Origin of the sequence: Erythrobacter litoralis (assembly GCF_001719165.1) — a bacterium.
GTDB lineage: Bacteria > Pseudomonadota > Alphaproteobacteria > Sphingomonadales > Sphingomonadaceae > Erythrobacter > Erythrobacter litoralis.
On the sequence record NZ_CP017057.1, the window covers coordinates 1,396,844 to 1,418,868 of the forward strand.

17 protein-coding genes are annotated in these 22,025 nt (G+C 65.8%); 11 read left to right on the forward strand and 6 right to left on the reverse strand.

All coding sequences use genetic code 11. From position 1 onward, the window contains the following. The first annotated feature begins 82 nt into the window (after window positions 1-82). Window positions 83-952 (forward strand): energy transducer TonB, encoded by an 870-nt coding sequence (locus Ga0102493_RS15705; RefSeq protein WP_081845686.1) that lies wholly within the window; start codon window positions 83-85, stop codon window positions 950-952. A gap of 135 nt (window positions 953-1,087) precedes the next feature. On the opposite strand, the gene Ga0102493_RS06670 is transcribed toward Ga0102493_RS15705, so the two are convergent. The 3 genes from Ga0102493_RS06670 to Ga0102493_RS06680 form a co-directional block, all read right to left on the reverse strand. Further along, entirely contained in the window at window positions 1,088-2,632 is a 1,545-nt protein-coding gene (locus Ga0102493_RS06670) for a class I adenylate-forming enzyme family protein (protein ID WP_034904827.1), read from the reverse strand. 74 nt (window positions 2,633-2,706) lie between these two features. Further along, on the reverse strand, window positions 2,707-2,985 hold the full coding sequence (locus tag Ga0102493_RS06675) for a hypothetical protein (RefSeq protein WP_034904826.1): 279 nt from the start codon (window positions 2,983-2,985) through the stop codon (window positions 2,707-2,709). Then, complete coding sequence (locus Ga0102493_RS06680) at window positions 2,982-4,424, reverse strand: glutamate ligase domain-containing protein (protein ID WP_034905165.1); 1,443 nt, start codon at window positions 4,422-4,424, stop codon at window positions 2,982-2,984. Before Ga0102493_RS06680 ends, Ga0102493_RS06675 begins: the two co-directional genes overlap by 4 nt. 56 nt (window positions 4,425-4,480) lie before the next feature. Here Ga0102493_RS06680 and Ga0102493_RS06685 point away from each other — a divergent pair, with 56 nt between their 5' ends. From Ga0102493_RS06685 to Ga0102493_RS06705, 5 genes are all read left to right on the forward strand, one after another. Next, window positions 4,481-5,311: an LD-carboxypeptidase gene (locus tag Ga0102493_RS06685; protein WP_034905162.1), complete on the forward strand. Its 831-nt coding sequence runs from the start codon at window positions 4,481-4,483 to the stop codon at window positions 5,309-5,311. A 149-nt stretch (window positions 5,312-5,460) separates the two neighbouring features. Next, on the forward strand, window positions 5,461-6,402 hold the full coding sequence (gene fabD / locus Ga0102493_RS06690) for an ACP S-malonyltransferase (RefSeq protein WP_034904825.1): 942 nt from the start codon (window positions 5,461-5,463) through the stop codon (window positions 6,400-6,402). 74 nt (window positions 6,403-6,476) lie between these two features. After that, window positions 6,477-7,229: a 3-oxoacyl-[acyl-carrier-protein] reductase gene (gene fabG / locus Ga0102493_RS06695; RefSeq protein WP_034904822.1), complete on the forward strand. Its 753-nt coding sequence runs from the start codon at window positions 6,477-6,479 to the stop codon at window positions 7,227-7,229. Between the two features lie 183 nt (window positions 7,230-7,412). Then, complete coding sequence (gene dnaN / locus Ga0102493_RS06700) at window positions 7,413-8,540, forward strand: DNA polymerase III subunit beta (protein WP_034904821.1); 1,128 nt, start codon at window positions 7,413-7,415, stop codon at window positions 8,538-8,540. A 69-nt stretch (window positions 8,541-8,609) separates the two neighbouring features. Continuing rightward, a complete protein-coding gene (locus Ga0102493_RS06705; RefSeq protein ID WP_034904820.1) occupies window positions 8,610-9,692 on the forward strand; it encodes a DUF2855 family protein in 1,083 nt (360 codons plus the stop codon). 22 nt (window positions 9,693-9,714) lie between these two features. On the opposite strand, the gene Ga0102493_RS06710 is transcribed toward Ga0102493_RS06705, so the two are convergent. Then, complete coding sequence (locus Ga0102493_RS06710; protein WP_034904819.1) at window positions 9,715-11,481, reverse strand: N-acyl-D-amino-acid deacylase family protein; 1,767 nt, start codon at window positions 11,479-11,481, stop codon at window positions 9,715-9,717. Window positions 11,482-11,595: 114 nt separating this feature from the next. Between Ga0102493_RS06710 and Ga0102493_RS06715 the strand changes: the two genes are divergently transcribed. From Ga0102493_RS06715 to Ga0102493_RS06725, 3 genes are all read left to right on the forward strand, one after another. Continuing rightward, on the forward strand, window positions 11,596-12,537 hold the full coding sequence (locus Ga0102493_RS06715) for a glycerophosphodiester phosphodiesterase family protein (RefSeq protein WP_051698156.1): 942 nt from the start codon (window positions 11,596-11,598) through the stop codon (window positions 12,535-12,537). Between the two features lie 163 nt (window positions 12,538-12,700). Continuing rightward, window positions 12,701-13,282, forward strand: a complete 582-nt coding sequence (locus Ga0102493_RS06720; protein ID WP_051698152.1) for a hypothetical protein — start codon at window positions 12,701-12,703, stop codon at window positions 13,280-13,282. A 2-nt stretch (window positions 13,283-13,284) separates the two neighbouring features. Continuing rightward, complete coding sequence (locus Ga0102493_RS06725) at window positions 13,285-14,004, forward strand: COG3904 family protein (RefSeq protein ID WP_236922315.1); 720 nt, start codon at window positions 13,285-13,287, stop codon at window positions 14,002-14,004. Between the two features lie 51 nt (window positions 14,005-14,055). Here the strand turns inward: Ga0102493_RS06725 and Ga0102493_RS06730 are convergent, their stop codons facing one another. After that, a complete protein-coding gene (locus Ga0102493_RS06730) occupies window positions 14,056-14,925 on the reverse strand; it encodes an alpha/beta fold hydrolase (RefSeq protein WP_236922316.1) in 870 nt (289 codons plus the stop codon). A 123-nt stretch (window positions 14,926-15,048) separates the two neighbouring features. After that, window positions 15,049-16,743 carry a PHA/PHB synthase family protein gene (locus tag Ga0102493_RS06735; RefSeq protein ID WP_034904816.1) on the reverse strand — a complete coding sequence of 565 codons (1,695 nt, stop codon included), beginning with the start codon at window positions 16,741-16,743 and terminating at the stop codon, window positions 15,049-15,051. 190 nt (window positions 16,744-16,933) lie between these two features. On the opposite strand from Ga0102493_RS06735, the gene Ga0102493_RS06740 reads away from it, so the two are divergent. Next, window positions 16,934-19,132 carry a putative bifunctional diguanylate cyclase/phosphodiesterase gene (locus tag Ga0102493_RS06740; RefSeq protein WP_236922317.1) on the forward strand — a complete coding sequence of 733 codons (2,199 nt, stop codon included), beginning with the start codon at window positions 16,934-16,936 and terminating at the stop codon, window positions 19,130-19,132. A gap of 100 nt (window positions 19,133-19,232) precedes the next feature. Next, window positions 19,233-21,944 (forward strand): EAL domain-containing protein, encoded by a 2,712-nt coding sequence (locus Ga0102493_RS06745; RefSeq protein WP_051698150.1) that lies wholly within the window; start codon window positions 19,233-19,235, stop codon window positions 21,942-21,944. The last annotated feature ends 81 nt before the right edge of the window (window positions 21,945-22,025 follow it).

The following is a 22,025-nucleotide window of genomic DNA, read 5'->3' on the forward strand; positions in this document are numbered from 1 at the left end:
TTCCGCGTTGCGGTTCATAGACTTGAAAGCGTCCATCGGGCATTTTGACAGGATCGATAATCGTTAGCGGAGGCCAGGCCTGATGAGCGAAACGGGTTTCGGAAAAACCCCTTTCTCTTCAAGGATGGCTGCGAGAGATGATGTTTCTCCCGCCTCGCCTCCTTTTGTCGGCGGTTTCGCGCGGAATAGATCCCGGCCAAGGCCTCTCGCCCTTCTGTTTGCCTTGCTCGTCAGCGGTGGGCTGTTCGGCCTCATGCTTTTCGTGTCAGTCGGAAACGAGCGCGCGAGCCCGTTGCCAGAGACGCCGGTCTTGTTCAGCGCGAAACACATTTCAGCGCAGGACAGCGCAAGGCCGGAAGAGGAACCAGTTCAGCAAGAGGAAGTCTTCGCCGACAGTCCCGAGGAAGCTGCACCGGCCAGCCGCCCGCACACCCTTGCTCCTGCCCCCTCTCTCCCGGTCATGCCTCCACCTGCAATCGATTTGATCACTCTTGAGCGACCACAGGTCCAGATCAGCGACGAAGGGCTGAATACCATTATCGCGGAAAAGAGCGAGGGCAACGACCGGCTGGGTTCGCCAGGCCGCGGCGGCAAGGGAGGAGATGGTATCGCCGGGGACGGCAGCGGCGGCGCGGGCGAGGGCAAGGGAAGCGGCAGCCAGTTGATCGCCTCGTGGGCGCCCCAGATGGATTTCTCCCTGAATTATCGATATTATCCGCCACGGGCGCGGCGCGAAGGTGTCGAGGGTGTGGTCCTGCTCGAATGTTTCGTTTTGCGCCGCGACCGTGTGCGCGATTGTACGCTCGTCGCGGAGAAACCTGCCGGCTATGGATTCGGCAAGGCGGCGCTCAGGACCGAGCGCGGGATGCGGGTCCGTGTTCATAACCAGGCCGGGCGGCGGATCTATGACGAATGGGTCATGATCAAGACCTTCTTTCATCTGCCAGAGTAAGATTAGAGGGGGGCGAGAGCGCTGGCTTCGCCGGATGTCCGCGCAGCTTCATCATGCGCGAAGGCTTCTTCTCCCCATTCGCTGGCGGAAAGCCCTGTTTCAAGCGAACTTCCGCGAAATCCGTCATATGCGCGCTCACGCCGCCTGGTCCTCGCTGACGGGCCGCGCCGACAATTCTCGCCGCAGCAGCTTGCCGATTGGGTCGCGCGGCAGCTTGTCGACGAACTCGATGTAGCGCGGGCGCTTGTAGCCCGCGATTTTTCCCTTGAAGCGCGCCGTGATCTCTTCGCGCGTCAGCTCCATGCCGGGTTTCAGCACCACGAAAGCCTTTACCGCCTCGCCCCATTGCCTGTCGGGCACGCCGCAGCAGCCCGCATCGGCGACCTCGGGCATTTCGGCGAAGACCGCATCGACCTCGGCTGGATAGACGTTCTCGCCTCCGGTCTTGATCAGCTCCTTGGCCCGCCCCAGCAGGTAGCCGAGCCCGGCCGAGTCCATCGTGCCGAGATCGCCGGTGCGCAGCCAGCCGTGGCCGAGCGCCGCCTCGCTCGCTTCTTGGTTGCGCCAATAGCCGAGCATGACCGAAGGCCCGCGCAGGGCAATCTCGCCTTCCTCGCCCGGGGGAAGCTGGTTGCCGTCCGGATCGAGTATGGTCATCTCGACGTGCGGCATCGGCCAGCCGATCGAGCGCGGGTGGTCGAGCATGTCGGGATAGTCGATGAAGGTCGCAAAGCCGCACACCTCGGTCTGGCCGTAGCCGCCGACGACGCGCGCGTCCCAGTCCCTTTCGATGAATTCGTAGATCTGCGGGCGCCCCATCCCCGACCCGCCGGTGTAATTGGTGAGCGGCATGATCCCCTCGCGGATCGGTTGCATGGCCTGCCACGGGAAGGAAATCTGCGGGAAAGCGCTGGTCGTGGTGCAGCCTTCGCGGTGGAGGAGATCGAGGATCGCCGCGCTGTCGTCGTCGCGGCCCGCAAACACGCTTGTCCCTCCGCAGGCGAGCATGGCGGCGACCTGCTGCATGCCGACGACGTGGAACATGGGGTTGACCGAGAGCAGGCGTTCGGCGGGCGAGAAACCGCGGCGCACGCAAAAGCCCAAGGCAGAGGAGGCGACCGCGCTTCCCGCCTGCAGGCATCCCTTGGGCCGGCCGGTCGTGCCGCTCGTATACATCATGTAGAGCGGCCGTTCGGGGGGGAGGTCGGGCCAGGCCGGAGGGTCGTAAGTGCGGGTGACGATCTCCTCGAACGCGCCATGCGGGTCGTGACCCTCGTCGACCTCGATCATTTCGCCCGCCTCGGCCTCGGCCAGCAGAGCGAGGAAGCGCGGATTGGCGAAGGTCATGGCGGGTTCGGCATTGCCTGCGATCCAAGCGATTTCGCCGGGGGCGAGCCGCCAGTTGAGCAGCACCGCGATGGCGCCGATCCTGCCGCAGGCGAGCAGCACGGTGAGGAAGGGCGCGCCGTCGGTCAGGAGGAGCGCAACCCGGTCGCCCGGAACGATGCCCTTCGCCAGCAGCCAGCGCGCCAGCGCCTCGACCCGCGCGTCGAGATCACCATAGGTCAGGCGCTGGGAGCCGTCGACCGCCGCCTCGCGGCCTGCGAGACGGGTGGCGCAGGCGCGCAGCAGCGTGTCCATCGACAGATCGCGCGGATGGGAAGCGGGGACGTGTGACATGGCGCTCGCATCTCCTTTGGACATGAATTAGTCAGGAAAGGCGCACGGCTTCCATTCGCGGTTTTGGGGGGATTTCAGGGGCGCGTCCGGTCGAGCGCCGCGCCGCATTTCCCGCACGTCCGGTTGGGCCAGGGCACGACGAACAGCCCGCGGAAGAACAGGTTCTTGCCGCAATGCGGGCAATTGTACGAAAGCATCCGCCGGTTGGCGACGACGAGCCCGACGATCGCGGCGGCAAAAGCGAGGGTGGAATGGCCGTAGAACCGGTCGACCACGGCGACGAACAGCACCGAGACAGTCAGCGCGCCCAGCATCCACCAGGCATGCCGGCTCGCGCGATCATAGATGGTCACGAAAGCCGTCCCAGCACATCCTTCGCGAAATCGCTCAGCGTGTCGTCGCGCGCGCCCATGATGACCACGCGGTCGCCTGCTTTGGCAATGTCGACGATCCGCGTGCCGCAATCCTCGCGCGCCGGGACATGTTCGGCCTTTCCGCCTGCCGCCGCGATCAGTTCGACGATCCGCTCGATCCCGACGCTGCGGTCGACCGTGCCGCCGAAATAGACCGGGTCGCACATGATGGTGACGTCCTCGTCATCGAGTTCGCGGGCGAATGTCTTGGCGAGTTCGGCTCCCATCTGCTTGAGCGGGCCATAGCCATGCGGCTGGAAGAACGCGATGACCCGTCCCGGCGTCGCCTTCAATGTGCGCAGGGTTGCCGCGCATTTCTCCGGATTGTGGCCGAAATCGTCGATCACGGTGATGCCGCTTTCGCTCGTCCCCACCACATCGAAACGGCGCGCGAGTCCTTCGAAGCTGCGCAGCGCATAGGTCGATTTCGCCACATCGATCCCCGCCGCATCGGCAGCGGCGATCGCGGCGAGCGCGTTGGACAGGTTGTGCAGCCCGGGCATGGGCAGGATCAGCGGGAAAACCCGGCGGCTGCGATTGTCCATGATCGCCGCGCGGATGCCGAAGGCGCTCTGGTCGATCGAATCCGGCTCGACCGTGATGTCCGCCTTCGCATCGCGCAGCCCGAAACTGGTGCGATTCGCGAACTTTTCGGCGAGGAATCGCGCCTCCTCGCTGTCGGTGTTGACGACCGCGCGGCCAGAAGCCTTGAGGAAATTGCCGAAGAGCACGCGCAACTCCTCGATGCTCTTGTGGTCGAGGCTGACATTGAGCAGCACGCCGATGGTCGGCCGGTAGAGCGCGATCGAACCGTCGCTTTCATCGACCTCGCTCACGAACAGGCCCGATGAGCCGACACGCGCGCTGGCGAAAGGATTGTCGGCCTGGGCAAAGTTTTTCATCACCGCCCCGTTCATGACGGTCGGATCGTGGCGGCCTTCGTGGAGGATCCAGGCGATCATCCCGGTGACGGTCGACTTGCCGCTCGTGCCGCCGACCGCGATCGAATAATCCGCTTCGTTGAACAGCGCGGAAAGCAGCTCGGCCCGGCTCATTCGCTCGCAGCCCAGTTCCTTCGCCCGCGCGACCTCCGGGACCGTGTCCTCGATCGCGGCTGAGGCGATCAGGATCTGATCGCGCGAGGTGATGCCGCTGCCGTCCTGCGGGAAGAGATCGAAGCCGTGGCTCTCCAGCCAGGCGAATTTTTCGGGGGTTCGGCCCTGGTCGCGGCTGCGGTCGGAGCCTGCGACCGGGTGCCCCCGGCCATGCGCGATCTGGGCGAGCGGGAGCATCCCCGATCCGCCGATCCCGCAGAAGAACAGGGGGCGCTCCGCGAGCGACCCCGACCCGACGCTCTCAACCTCGACCCCGTCAACCATGGTCTTCATGGTTATGGACTTGCAGAGCCCAAGACAAGCGGCATAGGGTCGTGCGCGTGACGAATATCGCGATCTGCGCCCCGGCGACCCCGATAACCCGCGACCATGCGCGCGCGCTGAAGGAACTCGTCGCCGCCGAGTTCCCGCAGCATCGGGTCCATTTCCACGAACAGTGCTTCATGCAGGCGGGTCATTTCGCGGGCGATGATCTGGCGCGCCTCACCGCCTTCGTCGAATGCGCCAACGATCCCGACTTCGACGTCGTCTGGTTCGCGAAGGGCGGATACGGGTCCAATCGCATCGCCGAAGCCGCCATGGTGCGCATGAACGCCGCCGCGCGGGCCAAGACTTTTGTCGGCTTTTCGGATTGCGGATACCTGCTCGCCGCGCTGTACAAGGCGGGCGTGGGACAATGCGTCCACGGCTCGATGCCGGTGAGTGCAAGGTCGGAACGTGGGCGCGAGGCGGTGCGCCGGGTGATGCGCTGGATCGGCGGCGATACGAGCGGGGTGGAACCCAGCCTCGACGGGACGACGCCCGCGGTCGCCTTCAATCTCATCACTCTTGCCATGGTCGCGGGCACGCCGATGATGCCGGACCTTTCGGGCCATGTCGTCATGGTCGAGGAAGTGAGCGAGCATCTCTATGCGGTCGACCGGCTGTTCTTCCACCTGGCCGGGACCCTGCCGCGCATTGCCGGCCTGAGGCTCGGCGCGATTACCGACGTTCCGGAGAACTATGTCGAATTCGGGCAGAGCCCCGAAGAGATCGCGCGCTATTGGTGCGACCGCGCCGGCATCCGCTATCTCGGCCGGGCCGAAATCGGCCATACGCCTGCCAACAGGGTCGTACCCTTCGGGCTTGCCAGCCCGCCCAGCGGCTCCTAACCCGCGCGGAATTTTCGGAAGCAGGCCGCGCGCCGCCGAGCTCCTATGTCCCGCTCTCGCTTATCCGGGCGGACCGCCCCCAAGCAGCGAAGCGCCGGGGCGGGGACGGCTTCGGGGACGCTGGCGGTGCGGCGAGACAAGGAACAGAAATGCGCGCATTCGTTTTTCCCGGGCAGGGCAGTCAGAAGGTCGGCATGGGCAAGGACCTAGCCGAAGCATCCCCCGCCGCGAGGGAGGTGTTCGAGGAAGTCAACGAGGCGCTTCTCCAGAACCTTTCCGGCATGATGGCCGAAGGGCCCGAGGACGAGTTGACCCTGACCCAGAATGCCCAGCCCGCGATCATGGCCAATTCGATCGCGGTGCTGCGCGTGCTGGAGCGCGAATTCGGGGTGAGGATCGCGGACCATGCGTCCTGCGTCGCGGGCCATTCGCTCGGCGAATATTCGGCGCTGTGCGCGGTCGGCGCGTTCGACCTTGCCACCACGGCGCGGCTCCTGAAGCTGCGCGGGCGTTCGATGCAGGCGGCGGTCCCGGTGGGCGAGGGCACGATGGCGGCGCTGCTTGGGGCGGACATCGAAAGCGCAAGGGCGCTTGCCGAAGCCGCCGCGGGCGAGGGCGAGGTGTGCGAGATCGCCAATGACAACGACCCGACGCAGGTCGTCATCTCCGGTCACCGCGCGGCGATCGAACGGGCGGTCGGCATGGTCAAGGAGCATGGGATCAAGCGCGGCATTCTGCTGCCGGTTTCCGCGCCCTTTCATTGTTCGCTGATGCAGCCCGCCGCCGATCGCATGGCGGACGCGCTGTCCCACACGCCGCCCGCCGCGATGGCGCTGCCGGTCTATGCCAATGTCACCGCAGGCAGGGTCGAGGATTCGGAAGAGGAACGCGCGCTGCTGGTCGAGCAGGTCACGGGCCGCGTGCGCTGGCGCGAAAGCGTGATGGCGATGCGCGAGGACGGGGTGGAGAGCTTCGTCGAACTGGGCGGCAAGGTGCTTGTCCCGATGATCGGCCGGATCGACAAGGAGGCGGAGACGGTGAGCCTCATCTCCATGGAAGATTGCGAGAATTTCGCCAAGTCGCTCGGCTGACCGACCGGCGCGCGGTTGACCCTGCGGCCTGCCGGGCGCACAGGGACAGCCGAAAGGCTTGAAGGAGGAAGGCCATGTTTTCGCTCGACGGGATGAACGCGCTGGTGACCGGCGCAAGCGGGGGAATCGGCTCGGCCATCGCGACCGCGCTGGCGAAGCAGGGCGCTCGGGTCGCGCTGTCGGGCTCGAACGGGCAGAAGCTGCGCGGCTTTCGCGAACAATTGCACGAGGAGATCGGAGGCGATCATGTCGAGATCACCTGCGACCTGTCGAACACGACGCAGGTCGAGGAGCTGATCCCCGCGACGCTCGATACGCTGGGAAGCATCGACATCCTCGTCAACAATGCCGGGATCACGCGCGACAACCTCGCCATGCGGATGAAGGACGAGGAATGGGACGATGTCATCCGCGTCGACCTCGAAGCCGCCTTTCGCCTGATGCGCGCCGCTGCCCGTCCGATGATGAAGGCCCGTTTCGGCCGGATCGTCAACATCACCAGCGTCGTCGGCACGACGGGCAATCCGGGCCAGATGAACTATTGCGCCGCCAAGGCGGGTCTTACCGGCATGACCAAGAGTTTCGCGCAGGAAGTGGCTTCGCGCGGCATAACCGCCAATTGCCTCGCTCCCGGTTTCATCCGTTCGGCGATGACGGCGGCGCTCGATGAAAAGCAGACCGACGCGATCAATGCCCGCATCCCGATGGGACGTATGGGCGAGGGTTCGGATATCGGGGCTGCCTGCGTCTACCTTGCCAGCCGCGAGGCCGGCTATGTCACCGGCCAGACGCTCCACGTGAACGGCGGGATGGCGATGACGGGCTAGGAGTCCTGCTGCTCGCGCCCCTTATCCCCAAACGAATCGACCCGCGCGAAGGCATTGATCTTGCCCGGGACACTGACCGCGCTAAGGTTTTCCGGACTGTTCCGGCGCTGGAGGGGCGATTCCGGCTCTCTCCCTGCCACCACGAGACAAGCGATAGGTTCCACAAATGAAGGCTAGGGGCACATGAAGGCTACGATCGAACGCGCGACGCTCCTGCGTTGCCTGTCCCACGTGCAGTCGGTGGTCGAACGCCGCAACACGATCCCGATTCTCTCCAATGTCCTGATCGAGGCCAGCGAAGGCGGCGCGGTCAAGGTGATGGCGACCGACCTCGATCTGCAGGTGGTCGAGACCATGACCGCCGCATCGGTCGACAGCCCGGGCGCGATCACCGTTTCCGCCCATCTCCTGTTCGACATCGCCCGCAAGCTGCCCGACGGCAGCCAGGTCAGCCTCGAGACCGCCGACAACCGGATGGAGGTCAAGGCCGGGCGCAGCCGTTTCAAGCTTCCGACCCTGCCGCGCGACGATTTCCCCGTCATCGTCGAGGGCGACCTGCCGACCAGTTTCGAACTGCCCGCGCGAACGCTCGCCGAACTGATCGACCGCACCCGTTTCGCCATCTCGACCGAGGAAACGCGCTATTACCTCAATGGCATCTTCCTCCACGTCACCGACGAGGACGAGCCGGTGCTGAAAGCCGCCGCGACCGACGGCCACCGCCTCGCCCGCTTCACCATCGCCCGGCCCGAGGGCGCTTCCGGAATGCCCGACGTGATCGTTCCGCGAAAGGCCGTGGGCGAACTCAGGAAGCTGCTCGACGAGGCATTGGACGGCAACGTCCTCGTCGACCTGTCGGCGAGCAAGATCCGCTTCACCCTTGGCGGTGAGGGCGGGGTGGTCCTCACCAGCAAGCTGATCGACGGGACGTTCCCCGATTACAGCCGCGTCATCCCGACCGGGAACGACAAGCTCCTCAAGGTCGATCCCAAGCTGTTCTTCGCCGGCGTCGACCGCGTCGCGACGATCGCCACGGAGAAAACCCGCGCGGTCAAGATGGGCCTCGAACCGGACAAGGTGACGCTTTCGGTCACCTCGCCCGACAACGGCACCGCGACCGAGGAACTGGCTGCCTCCTATGCGAGCGAGAGCTTCGAGATCGGCTTCAACGCCAATTACCTCAAGGACATTCTCGACCAGATCGATGCCGATGAGGTCGAACTGCACCTTGCCGATGCGGGCGCGCCGACATTGATCCGCAAGGATGAAAGCAGCCCCGCGCTCTATGTGCTGATGCCGATGCGGGTGTGATTTCGGGCGCCTCGCGGGTGGGAAAGCCGCCCGCAAGGCTGTAAGGGGTTCTCCGCAAGAGGAGAGCCCATGACCACCACCCGCATCCATGTCCGCAAGGACGCGCTAGAGCGCGCCGAACTCGTCCATGTCGAGCCGATGGACCTTGCCGACGGCGCGGTCCGGCTTGCGATCGAGAGCTTTTCGGTCACTGCCAACAACGTGACCTATGCGGTCGTCGGCGACGGCTTCAAATACTGGGACTTCTTCCCCGCGCCCGACCCCTATGGCATCGTCCCGATGTGGGGCCATGCGCGGGTGGTCGAAAGCAATCATCCCGACATCGCCGTGGGCGAACGGGTCTATGGCTACCTGCCGATGGGAAGCTCGCTCGACATGGTGCCGGGCAAGGTGAGCGCCTCCGGCTTCACCGACATGAGCGAGCATCGCCAGCCGATGAGCCCGGTCTACAACCAGTATTCGCGCCTCGCCGACGATCCCGAGCATGATCCTGCGCGAGAGGCGGAGCGGATGATTTTCGGGCCGCTTTTCCGCACGGGTTTCCTGATCGCCGACTTCATGAAGCGCGAGAACTGGTTCGGCGCTGGCCAGGTGCTTCTCACCAGCGCCTCGTCAAAGACAGCCATGGCCCTTGCCAGCGTGGCGAAGGCGAATTCGCCCGCGATCCGCCGGGTCGGCCTTACCTCGAAGGGGAACGTCGATTTCGTGCGCGCGACCGGGCTTTACGATGACGTGGTCGCCTATGACGAGTTGGAGCAGATGGAGAAACGCGCGAGCGTCGTGGTCGATTTCGCCGGCAATGCCTCGCTGCTGGGCCGGGTCCACGATCATTTCTCCGACGCGCTCGAATACAGCTGCCTCGTCGGCGCGACCCACAAGGAGGCGCGCAGCACCTTTGGCGGGGGCGAGGCAATGACGGGGCCGAAGCCGCAGCTCTTCTTTGCGCCCGACCACATGATCGCCTTCGCCCGCGACCATGGCCGCGAGGAGGCCTCGCGCCTTGTTGCCGAGGCGTGGCGCACCTTTCTGGGCGAGGTCGCGGGCACGGTCGAGATCGACCGGCGCGAAGGCCTTTCCGCCGCGCGCGAGGTGTGGCTCGAAATGGTCGCGGGAAAGGTCGACCCGGCCCGGGGCATCGTGATCGAGCCCTAGGCCAGGGCCTTGCCCGAGCCCGCTATTCGGCCGCTTCGGCGAGTTCGACCCGCTGCGGCCCGCGAACGAGGCCGCCCGGCGTCGTGCCGGTCCACTTTCCGTTCTCGAAGGTCACCTCGCCTGACTTGATCGTGAAGCAATAGCCATCGGCCTTCTGCAGCAACCGCTTGCCGCCTGCGGGCAGGTCGAAGGCGAGCCACGGCTTGCCGAGTTTCAGGGCATCCATGTCGATCACGTTGATGTCGGCGAGATAGCCCGGTGCGATCAGCCCGCGATCCTCGAGCCCGTAGAGAACCGCCGTATCGCGGCACTGACGCTTGATCGCGTGTTCGAGGGCAATGCGCTCGCCCCGGCGGCGCCCCTTGACCCAGTGTTCAAGCATGAAGGTTGGCGAGGCCGCGTCGCAGATCGTCCCGCAATGCGCGCCGCCGTCGGACAGCGAATTGACCGTGTCCTGGGCGAGCTGGAGCGGGTGGAGGAAATCGAGATTGCCGTCGGCGTAGTTCAGGATCGGCAGGTAGATGAAACCGCGCCCGTCATCGCGGCACAGCATGTCATAGGCGTATTCCTGCGGGTCCATCCCGGCCTTCTGGGCGCGGGCATTGACGCTTGCCTCCGGCCCCGGCTCGTAGTCGAAATCGGGGTCCATCTCGTATTGCAGCGCCCAGCCCTGGGTGATGACCATGACCACGCCGAGAATGTCCTTGGGCGCCTCGGTGTAGTCGTTGGGTTCGGACAGGAGCTGTTTCTTGAAAGCCGGATCGAGCAGTTTCGCCTTCTGCTCTTCCCACGAAAGGTCCTTGATCGCCTGCCAGCTCGGGCGGAACGCAAAGGGGTTCACCGTACCCTGCCAGGCCATGATGACGCCGTTTCCGCGCAGAGCGATCTGGGCGACGATGTTCGCGCCGTTGTCGTTTTCCGCGCGCATTTCGGCGATTTGTTCGTCGAGCGGGAGTTCCTTCGCGATCGATTGGAGCGCGGCGAAGGTGACGGGGATACCCGCCTCGCGGCTCAGCTTGCCCATCCAGGAAAACTCGTTCCATTCGCGGTTGAGATCGCTCGCCATTTCGAAAACGGCATGGCCGCCCGCCGCCTTGGCGCGGCCCATGGCGAGGCCGATCGCAACCAGTTCCTCCTCGGTCGCGGTGGTGCCGGGGACAAGTTCGCCGTCGACCGATTTGTGCAGGACGGTGCGCGAGGTGGAAAAGCCGAGGGCGCCCGCGCGAACGCCTTCCTCGACGATCCGGGCCATCTGCTCGATGTCCTCCGGCGTAGGCACGGCGCCGGGCTGTTCGCGCTCGCCCAGCACGTATGCGCGCACCGCGCCGTGGGGCACGTGGGTTGCGACATCGACGGTTCGCGGTAGCTTTTCCAGCGCATCGAGATATTCGGGGAAGGTCTCCCAGTCCCATGTGATCCCTTCTGCAAGGGCCGTGCCGGGAATGTCCTCGACCCCTTCCATCAGGCTGATCAGCCATTCGTGGCGGTCGGGTTTGGCAGGCGCGAAACCGACCCCGCAATTGCCCATCACGACCGTCGTGACGCCGTGCCAGCTCGACGGGGCCATTTCCTGGTCCCAGGTCGCCTGCCCGTCATAATGGGTGTGAATGTCGACGAAGCCGGGGGCGACCACCTTGCCCGCGGCGTCGATTTCCCGCGTGGCCGAACCCTCGATCCGGCCGACGCCGGCGATGAGCCCGTCCTTGACCGCCACGTCGCCGGTGAAGGCCTGCGCCCCGCTGCCGTCGACGATTGTCCCCCCGCGAATGATCAGATCATATTGCGCCATTGTCTCTCTCCCTTATTGGCTGAAATGATGTCGCAAAGCGCGCCTGCCTACAAGGGGGCGATCGCGGACCGGACCTTGGTTGACGAAAGTCATACCCCCTCAAGGAGGACGAAAATGATTGCGAGGCTTGTCGCGGCGGCGGCGCTTGTAGGACTTGCTGGATTGGCCCCGGGCGAATCCAACGCGCGCGGCGGGTGGCGGCTGGTGCCGGAAACCTCGCTTTCGGCCATGCTCGACTGCCTCGAGGCGGAAGGGCGCACGCTGGTGTCCGCGCATCGCGGCGGGCCTTCGCCGGGCCTTCCCGAAAACGCCATCGCGACGATGGACGCGGTGCTGACGGCGATCCCGGCGGTGATGGAAGTCGATGTCGCGCAGAGCGCGGACGGCGTCCTCTTCCTGCTTCACGACGACAGGCTGGACCGGACCACTACGGGCGAGGGGGTCGCTGCGGAAAAGCCGTGGGCGGATCTTGCCGCGCTCCGCCTCACCGACGGCGCGGGCTGGGTCACGCCCTATGGCATCCCCACGCTTGCCAAGGCGCTCGACTGGGCGAAGGGCCGCACCGTGCTCCAGCTCGATTTCAAGCGCTCCGCCCCTCACGAGGCCGTGATCGACATGGTGCGCGAAAAGGGCATGGAGGACAGCGTCATCCTGATCGCCTATTCCGTGCCTGCCGCGAAAAAGCTCCACGACCTCGCCCCCGAAGCCATGATCTCGCTATCGGTCGAAAGCCCCGGCGCTCTCGCCGAGGCGGTTGCCGCGGGCATCCCGGCGGAACGCATCATCGCCTTCACCGGCACGCGGCTGGCGCGGCCCGATCTCTACGCGGCGCTGGACGAGGCGGATGTCGAGGTGATCTTCGGCACGCTGGGCCGCTCGCCGAACTCGATCGACAACGTGATCGCGCGCTTCGGGACGGACGAACGCTATGCCGAATTGTCGCAGGGGGGCGTCGACGTGATCGCCACCGACCGCCCGCGCGAAGCGGCCGCCGCTCTGGCCGCAGCGGAGCGGCTGCCCGAGGCGGGAGTGTGCGGGGTGGAACAGGGCGGATAATCTGCGCGGACAAATGCAAGCGCCGCCGGCAAACCCATGAGGCAGGGCAGGTTTTTCTCGACAGGGCGGGGCGGGGCAACGGTGCGTCGCGCTTTAGCGCCGTGCGATTTGACGATCGATCCGGCTGCGTTTAGTTTTTTGCAATATAACAAGGGGGATGAGAATGTCGAAGAGAAGCCGCCGCCCAGTGACGGGTCGTCTCGCGCTGCTGTTCGGCGCCTTGGCCATGGGCATCGCACCCCTTCCGGCACACGCGCAGCTTGAGAGCATCGTGCGCGATGGCGTGCGCGGGGCTCAATCGGTCGAAACCTGCGAGGATGGCGAAAAGGCAGATACCGGGCGCAAGGTTCTCGGGGGCATCCTGGGCGGCCTTGCGCGCAGGACGGCCCGCAAGGCGCGCCTGCCCAGCTTTACCCCGGTCGCGGAATTCTCGGGCGAGCTCACCACCGCGATCGCCTGTAAGCTCGATCCCGAAGAACAGAAACAGGCCGCCGAGGCGACCATCAACGCGACCCGCGGCTCCGAGACCGAACTTCGCCCCGCAGTCGGATCGAGCGCTTCTTGGGAATCCGAAAGCCGGGACGCGGTCAGCGGCACCTCGACCGTTACCGGGGTCGAGGAGCTCAGCGAAGATGCCGACTGCATCACCGTCACCGACGTCGTGATCGTGAAAGGCGAGGAAACCCGCGCCGAAAAGCGCATGTGCCGGCCTCCGGGATCGGCACGCTATTCGATCGTCGCGTGATCATGCGACCCCATCGCCTCCTGTTCCGCCCGTTCGCCGCGATCGCGGCGGCAGCCATGCTGGTGGGTGCGGGCGAGATGGATCCCGACAATCCCACCTGCCCGGCCGAGCCTGACTGGGGTCCCGCCGAGCGCATGACGCTGACCCCCGCTGACCGGGACGGCAAGCGCGTACTGCTTGCCGAAGGCGTGATCGATTTCACCTTGCCCCGGCGGCTGAGGGAGGCGATCGAAGCCGACGAAAGGATTTCGGAAATATGGCTGCGCTCGCCCGGCGGGGATGCGGTCGCGGGCAACGATGCAGGCAAGGTGATCCGGTCCTTTCCCGGCATGCTGACCCGAATTCCGGCGGGCTGGACCTGCTTTTCTGCCTGCAATTTCATCTTCATGGGGGGCGACCGCCGCCACATCGACGAGGGCGGGATCTTCATGGTCCACATGTTCACCCATACCCAGGACCGGTTCACCATCAAGGAAGCGGTCCGCGAAGGTGAGGGTGCGACAGCCGAGTTGATCGCGGAAATCGAACAGTCCTCGGCCCTGCTGGCGAGCCAGGACAACGATTTCCTGATCCGCATGGGCGTGAGCCGCAAGCTTCTGACCGACATCATGTACCGGGTGCAGGCGGTAGAAAGCGAACGCGACAGCCAGACCCGCTATTGCCTGAGCCAGGCCGAAGCGCGCGAATACAACGTCGTCCCGGTCGAACGGCCCGCCGGCTGAAACACGCGCGAGGTATTCGGCGCAGCCAGGAGCGCGCGGGGCTCCGTATCCTCAGGCCGCGAAGGCGCTCGTGCGGCCCGCTTCCTTCTCGCTTTCGGGCGCGTCGAGGAATTCGCGGATTGCCGCCACGCTTTCGTCCGCATGGGTCAGCAGGAAGAGGTGCCCGCCGCCCTCGACCGTGACGAGGCGCGAATTGGGGATCATCGCTTTCAGGATCTTGCCGTTGGCCAAGGGCACGATCTGGTCGTCCTCTCCCATCATGATCAGCGTTTCCTTGCTCATGAAGGGCAGTGCCGGAAGGCTCGTCCAGCCGATCATGCACATCAGCTGGTAGAGATAGCCGCGCGGGGAAGGAGGCTTCAGCCGCCCGATATGGCTGTCCTTCTGGTGCTCGGCCCCGTCCTTGTCGACCCCGCCATAGAGCGTGGCGAAATGTTCGTTCATGAACTCGGGATCGATGTAGCGGCGCGGGTTCGCCATCTTGGTGAAGGCGGCGGGGTTCCCGGGAATCATCGCCATGCCCGGTGTCGTCGCGATCAGGGTGAGCCGGCGGGTGCGCTGAGGATGCTGGAGCGCGAAATGCTGCGCCATCGCGCCGCCCCAGGACACGCCCATCACATCGACTTCGCCAAGACCGTAGCGGCCAAGGATCTGGGCCGCGGTCCAGCTCATCGTGAAGGGGTTGTAGGGGATCAGCGGTTCGGGCGATTCGCCCACGCCCGGCATGTCGAACATGATGAAGCCGCGTTCGGGCAGCGCGTCCGCCAGCGGGGCCACCGCCTCGATGTTCGCGCCGATGCCGTTGAAGAACAGGATGGGCAGATGATCGGAGGGCTTGTCGAGCCTCCACGCAGCGGTCCGTAGCGTCCGGCCGCCGACCTCTTCCATGGTCACGACCGCGTCTTTCATGGGCTCAGACAAGTATTTTCCGTCCTTTCGTGCGCGCCTTTCGATCCCCCGGTCGGGCGCATTCATTGGGGTGGGAGGCACGCGCGCGGATCCCTCGCGCCTGTGCCTCCCGTAAGGTGTTGCGGGCGGCCTCTATCAGACTTCCTCGACGACGTAGAGTCCCGGCGCGGGGCCGACGGGCTTGTATTTCGCATTGCCGAGCTTTGCGGGCGCCGCCTTTTTCTCTCCGGCGCGCGCCTGCAGCCATTCGATCCAGAACGGCCACCAGCTTCCCTTGACCTCCTCGACGCCCTTGAGCCAGTCGTCGGCGGTGGCGGGGAGCTTGCCCGCCTTCTTCTGGACGAAATACTTCGCCTTGGGATTGGTCGGCGGGTTGAGGATCGCCTGCATGTGGCCCGATTGCGAAAGGACGTAGGTCACGTCCTTCGAACCGAACAGCTGGGTCGAACGATAGGTCGCCTTCCACGGGGTGATGTGATCGGTCACCCCGCCGAGGATGAACAGGTCGCTCGTCACCTTCGACAGGTCGACCTTGTGATCGGCCATCTCGACCTCGCCCTTCTTCGTGAAGGCGAGCGTTTCGTAGAGGGTGAGGAAATCGGCCATGAGGCTCGCCGACAGGTTGGTCGCGTCCGCGTTCCAGAACAGCACGTCGAAGGCGGGCGGATCTGCGCCGAGCAGGTAATTGTTGATGACGTAGTTCCAGATGAGGTCGTTGGGCCGCAGCCAGGCGAAGCCGCGCGCGAGGTCGTCCGCCTCGATCACGCCCGCTTTCATCGCGCGCTGACGGGCGAGCTGCATTCCGTTCTCGGAGACGAGCGAGCCTGCCTCGATGTCGGTCGCCTTGGGGTGGAGCACGCAGACCATCAGGGTGAGCGTGCCCATGAGGTCGGACTTCTCGGCGGCGAGTTTCGAGGCCAGCACGCTCGCGGTCTGTCCGCCCGAACAGCCCGCGGACACGTTGACCGTCTTCGAGCCGGTGATCGCTGCGACCGCCTCCATCGCTTCGGCGCAGGAGGCGACGTAATCCGCCATGCCCCACTTACCCTGTTCCTTCGTCGGGTTGCGCCACGAAATGACGAAGGTCTGGATGCCGTTGTCGACCTGCCATTTGACCACCGATTTTTCGGGGCTGAGGTCGTTGATGTACATCTTGTTGATCTGCGGCGGGATGGTGAGCTGGGGGATCTCGTAGACCTCGTCCGTCGTCGGCGCGTAGTGAATGAGCTCCATCATCTCGGTCCGCAGCACGACTTCGCCCTTGGAAGTGGCGATGTTCTCGCCCAGCTTGAACGGGCGCTTGTCGACCTGGCTGACCATCCCCTTGTTGTGGACGATGTCGTTGTAGGCGTTCTGCAGGCCCTTGATGAGGCTGAGGCCGCCCGAATCTATCAGCCGCTTCTGCGCGGTCGGGTTCCCGGCGAGCGTGTTGGTGGGGCTGAGCCCGTCGAGGATGATCTGCGCGATGAAATTCGCCCGGTTGCGCTCCAGCTCGTCGAGTTCGAGGTCCTCCAGCCAGCCGCGCATCCCCTTTTGCACGGCGAGGTAATATTGCACCCCGGCGCGGAAGAACGGATTGAACTGCCAGGCCGGGTCCATGAACCGCTTGTCGCGGGGATCGGGGGCAAGCTCGCTCTTGCCGGTCATGATCTTGACCATGTCCTCGCCCATCGCCTGCGCGTGGCGAAAGGTGCGCGCCGGGTCCGACGCCGTCTCGCGCAGCAGCAGCGCGACCGCGCCGACGAAATCCTCGCGCGCGACGCCGATCAGCGGCCCGAGCGCATTGGTCGATTGCGCCGCCTCGTTCTCCAGCCTGACACTGTCCGCCATGGTCCCCTTGCATCCTGTTTTCGGCGTGCCCACCGGGCCGCTCTACGCCCGGCAGAGTGGCGCGCCCCCCTTCGCTTTGCAAGCGTCTCGCGCCCGATGCCGCGCTGGCCCCGGGGGCGTTACCGTTTTTTTATCCATGATGGTCTAGCACGGCCCCGGATCGCGCCTAATCGAACAGGACTTCATTCAGGTGGCAGGGCTTTTCTCACGGATCAGGAAGCAGGGCGATGAGCCCGCAGCCGCCGGTCGTGCGCCCCCAGCGGCCGTCCCGATCGTGCCGAGCGACCTTGCGCGCCGGGTCGAACTGCTCGACAGCCTCGAGGAAACCGGCGTCGGCTGGTTCTGGGCGAGCGATGCCGAAGGACGGATGATCTATTGTTCGCCCGCCGCGCTTGCCCCGTTCGAAATCGGGCCGGATGAACTCGCCAGCCGCACGATCAACCAGATGTTCGAACAGGAACGCAAGGAGGAAGGCAAGGGCGAGGGCAGCGCCCGCCCGCTCAAGTTCCTCCTCGCCGCGCGCGCCACGCTCGGCCCGACGCCGGTCCGGGTCAAGCTGGGCAACGGCGAGACCTGGTGGGAAATCGCGGGCAAGCCGCGCTTTGCCGGGGACGGCAGCTTCACCGGCTATCGCGGGACCGCAAGGGACATCACCGGCACGCACGAGGAACGCCGCAAGGCCGAGCGCGCCTCGCAATACGATTCGCTCACCGGCCTGGCCAATCGCTACCGCATGAGCCGCCAGCTCGAACAGACGCTCAAGGCCTTCACCCATGCCAAGCGGTCCTGTGCGCTGCTGATGATCGATCTCGACCGGTTCAAGCAGGTCAACGACACGCTCGGCCACCCGGCGGGCGACGAATTGCTCAAACAGGTCGCCGCGCGCATTCGCCGCGTGCTGGGCGAGCGGATCGAGATCGGACGGCTGGGGGGCGACGAATTCCAGGTCATCCTGCCCGATCACGACGATCGCGGCGATCTGGGCGACATCGCCCAGCAGCTCATCCAGATGGCCTCGCAGCCCTATTCGATCAACGGCAGCCGCGCGGTCATCGGCGTGTCGGTCGGCATTGCCGTCGCGCCCTATGACGGGGTCGAGCCCGAGGAGCTGACCAAGGCCGCCGACCTTGCGCTCTACGCGGCGAAGGGGGGCGGGCGCGGCCAGCATCGGTTCTATTCGCGCGACCTGCGCGACCAGGCGAGCTTTCGTCACCAGATCGAACAGGACCTGCGCGACGCGCTCGTCGGCGAACAGCTGCGGATGCATTACCAGCCGATCGTCGATGCGAAGACCCACGAGGTCGCCTGCATGGAGGCGCTGATGCGGTGGGAACACCCGGAACGCGGCATGATCTCGCCTGCCGATTTCATTCCCGTCGCCGAGGAAGTCGGCCTTATCCGCGAACTGGGCACCTGGGCGCTGAACGAGGTCTGCCGCGAGGCCGCGACGTGGCCGGGCAAGGTCAAGGCTGCGGTCAATGTCTCGGCGGTGCAATTCGCCGCCGACGATTTCGTCGATATCGTGCGCAAGGCGCTGAAAAGCTCGCGCGTCGATCCGGCGCGGATCGAGCTCGAGATCACCGAAAGCGTTTTCATGGGCGATGTCGAACGTTCGCAGCGTGTCTTCGCCGCGCTCAAGAAGCTCGGCGTGCGGCTCGCGCTCGACGATTTCGGGACCGGCTATTCGTCATTGAGCTATCTGCGCGATGCGCCGTTCGACAAGATCAAGATCGACCAGGGCTTCGTGCGCGGCTGCGCCGGCAAGGACAGCAACAATCTCGCCATCGTCGCCGCCGTCGTCAGCCTGGCGGACGCGCTGCGAATGGAAACCGTCGCCGAAGGGGTCGAGACCCAGGACGAACTCGCCGTGGTCACCCGGCAGGGGGCGAGCCATGTCCAGGGCATCCTCTTCTCGCGCGCCATCCCGGGAGAGGAGGCGCTGCGCCGGTTCGAGGAGGGGGACCTCATCCTCACCCCGCGCGGACCGGAGAAATACCGCGCCGAACGACGCACCGAATTCCGCCGCGTCGGGCTGATCCATGGCGATCATCGCTACAACGTGTTCCTGCGCAACCTGTCGAAGACCGGGGCCAAGATCGAGGGCCTGCTGGGCGTCGAGGTCGGGACCGAGATCGTGCTCGACCTGGGCGGCGGGCAGCTTGCCGTGGCGGTGGTGCGGCGTTCGGAAGGGGCGGCGCAGGGGGTCGAATTCGAAACCCCGCTGATCAGCGACGGGGCCGACGGGCTGTGCACCCGCCACCGGGTCTCGCCCTACCAGATCGAGCTTGCCGGAAAGCCGCTCCAGGCGCTGGGCGATGATCCCTATGCGGCGCTGATGACGATGCAGAATCGCACCCCCAAGGCCTTCATGGAAGTGCAGCCGAATTAACTCCTTTTGCCCCGCAAACCCCGGAAAAGGGTCGGTCTTCACGGCGCGTTAACTCTTGGTCTTAGCCAGAATGCAAAAGGATTTGCCCTAGGACTGCGCAATGGTTGCGCGTGCAGGCATTTCTGGATCGGAAGGGGGGAGACAGATCGTCCCCGTACCCGATCGCGCGCCCGAATCCCCCGATTGCGAGCGTCGCGAAGGCGAACGACGCGAGACGCTGCGCGCAGGCGAGCGGCACACCACGCTAAGAGCCGCGCATCCCGCGCCGGTCAGGCGCAGCCACGAACATTTCCTGCCGCGCCATTCGCGCGCGCTCGCGCTGCTTCTGGGGCTCGCCTACGTGCCTTCGGCGATCGTCGCGGGCGGCCTGCCCGATGGCATCGCGCTTGCGGCGGGCTTCGCCTCGGTGATCCTGCTTACGATCGGATCGGTCTTTTCCCGGATCGAGCGGCGCGAAGGCACGGGGCTTGCCCTGCGGCTCGCGCTGGTCGGGGTCGGCGTGGTCCTGCCGATGGGCTGCGCAGGCTACACGGTCGCGCACTGGGTTGCCGACGGCCTGCCGTGGCAATGGGCAGTGGCGACGCTGCTGTCGATCAATGCCGCCTCGGCGACGGTCTATCGCACGCGGGTCATCTCGCTGTTCGCGGCCAAGATCGCGACCTGGGTGCCCTTTGCGCTTGTCGATCCGAGCCGGCTGACGATTTCGGCCATGATCGCCGCGGGGATCGCGCTGATGCTGATCGCGCGCTTCGAATGGAAGGACACCCAGCGCCGCCGGGCCAGCAGCGAGGCACGCGAGCGGGTCGCGGCGCGGGCCGAGGACATCCTCAGGAGCTTCGAGGAGACGGGCGAGGGCTGGTTCTGGGAAACCGACCGGCGCGGCCAGCTCACCTACATCTCGCCCAAGGCGGCGCATGTGCTGGGCAAGCGGCCGGGTCAGGTGATCGGCCGCCCGCTGACCGAGATCGTTCATCCCGCGCCCGGCGCGTCCGATGCCGAGCGCACGCTTGCCTTCCACCTTTCGGCGCGCTCTGCGTTTCAGGACATCGAGCTTCGCGCGGCGACCCTGGGTTCGGGCGGCGAGGATCGCGAAGACGCGCGCTATTGGGCGCTGACGGGGCGGCCGGTCTACGATTCCTACAAGAATTTCTGCGGTTTCCGCGGCCACGGCACCGATCTCACCGAAAAGCGGCGGAGCCAGCAGCAGGTCTCGCGCCTCGCCCATTACGATTCGCTCACCGGCCTTGCCAACCGGGTGCAGATGAGCCGCGCGCTCGAACAGATCCTTGCCGCCCCGCGCGAACGCGACCGGGCCTGCGCGCTCTTCCTGCTCGACCTCGACCGGTTCAAGCAGGTCAACGACACGCTCGGACATCCGGTCGGCGATGCACTGCTCAAACAGGTCGCGCAGCGGCTCGAACGGGTGATCGGCCCGGCCGGGCGCTGCGGGCGGCTGGGCGGCGATGAATTCCAGGTCATCGTACCCGCGCCGCAGACCCGCCGGCATCTCGCCGATGTCGCGCGCGAGATCATCGCCTCGCTCTCGCAGCCCTATACGGTCGAAGGCCATGCGGTGGTGATCGGCGCCTCGGTCGGCGTCGCGGTCGCCCCCGATCACGGCACCACGAGCGAGGACCTGATGCGCAATGTCGATCTTGCGCTCTATGCCGCCAAGGATGCGGGGCGCGGCTGCCACCGGTTCTATTCCGATGAACTGCATTCGGCGGCCGAGGAGCGTGCCGAGCTCGAAAAGGACCTGCGCGAGGCGATCGCGCGCGGCGAGCTTGAACTGCACTACCAGCCGGTCGTCCATGCCGCGAGCGAGACGATCGTCGCGTTCGAGGCGCTGATGCGCTGGAACCACCCCCGCCGCGGGAGCCTTGCGCCCGACAAGTTCATTCCCATCGCCGAGGATGCCGGGCTGATCGACCAGCTCGGCCAGTGGGCGCTGCGCACCGCCTGCGAGGACCTCGCCCGCTGGCCCGTCGCAACAAGCTGCGCGGTCAATGTCTCGCCGCTGCAATTCGCCAATCCCGAACTGCCCAATGTCGTCGCCAATGCGCTCGCCCATGCGGGGATCGAACCTGCGCGGCTCGAGCTCGAAATCACCGAAAACGTCTTCGTCGGCGACGGCTCCGCCACCGAGTCGATGTTCGCGGCGCTCAAACGCGTCGGCGTGCGGCTCGCGCTCGACGATTTCGGGACCGGCTATTCCTCGCTCGGCTATCTCAAGAAAGCGCCTTTCGACCGTATCAAGATCGACCAGAGCTTCGTGCGCGGCGCAAGCGAGAAGGGCAGCCGCAATGGCGCGATCATCGCCTCGATCACCAGCCTCGCCGATGCCCTGGGCATGGACACGACCGCGGAAGGGGTGGAGACGCTGGACGAGCTCGAACTGGTCAGGGTGCTGGGATGCAGCCACGTCCAGGGCCATGTCTATCACCGGGCGATGGACGCATCGGAGGCCGGAAAGCTGGTCGAGAGCGACACCGCGGTCTGCCCCGAAGGCCCGCGCGCGGCCCGCTCGTCGCGGACCAACCTGCTGCGCCGCGTGCTGATCATGCATGCAGGCGGCACGGTGAGCGCCACCTTGCGCAACATTTCCGAAGGCGGCCTGCTGCTCGATGGGGTCCGGAACATCCCGGCGGGCAGCGAGGTGGAAATCGAATTCGCCGGCGGCCAGCGCGCGAGCGGAGTGATCCGCTGGAACCGCGACGGGCGCACCGGGATCGAGTTCGACCAGCCTCTTGAGCGCCGCACGGACGGCTCCTTCGCCATCCTCGCCGGCGCTCCGGCGCGGCTCGCCGGATGAGATTTGGCGCCCGGATTGGCGCCGGCGTCTTAGCGAAAAACTAACCAACCGCCTTTACGCCGGGGTGAGATCAGGAACAGC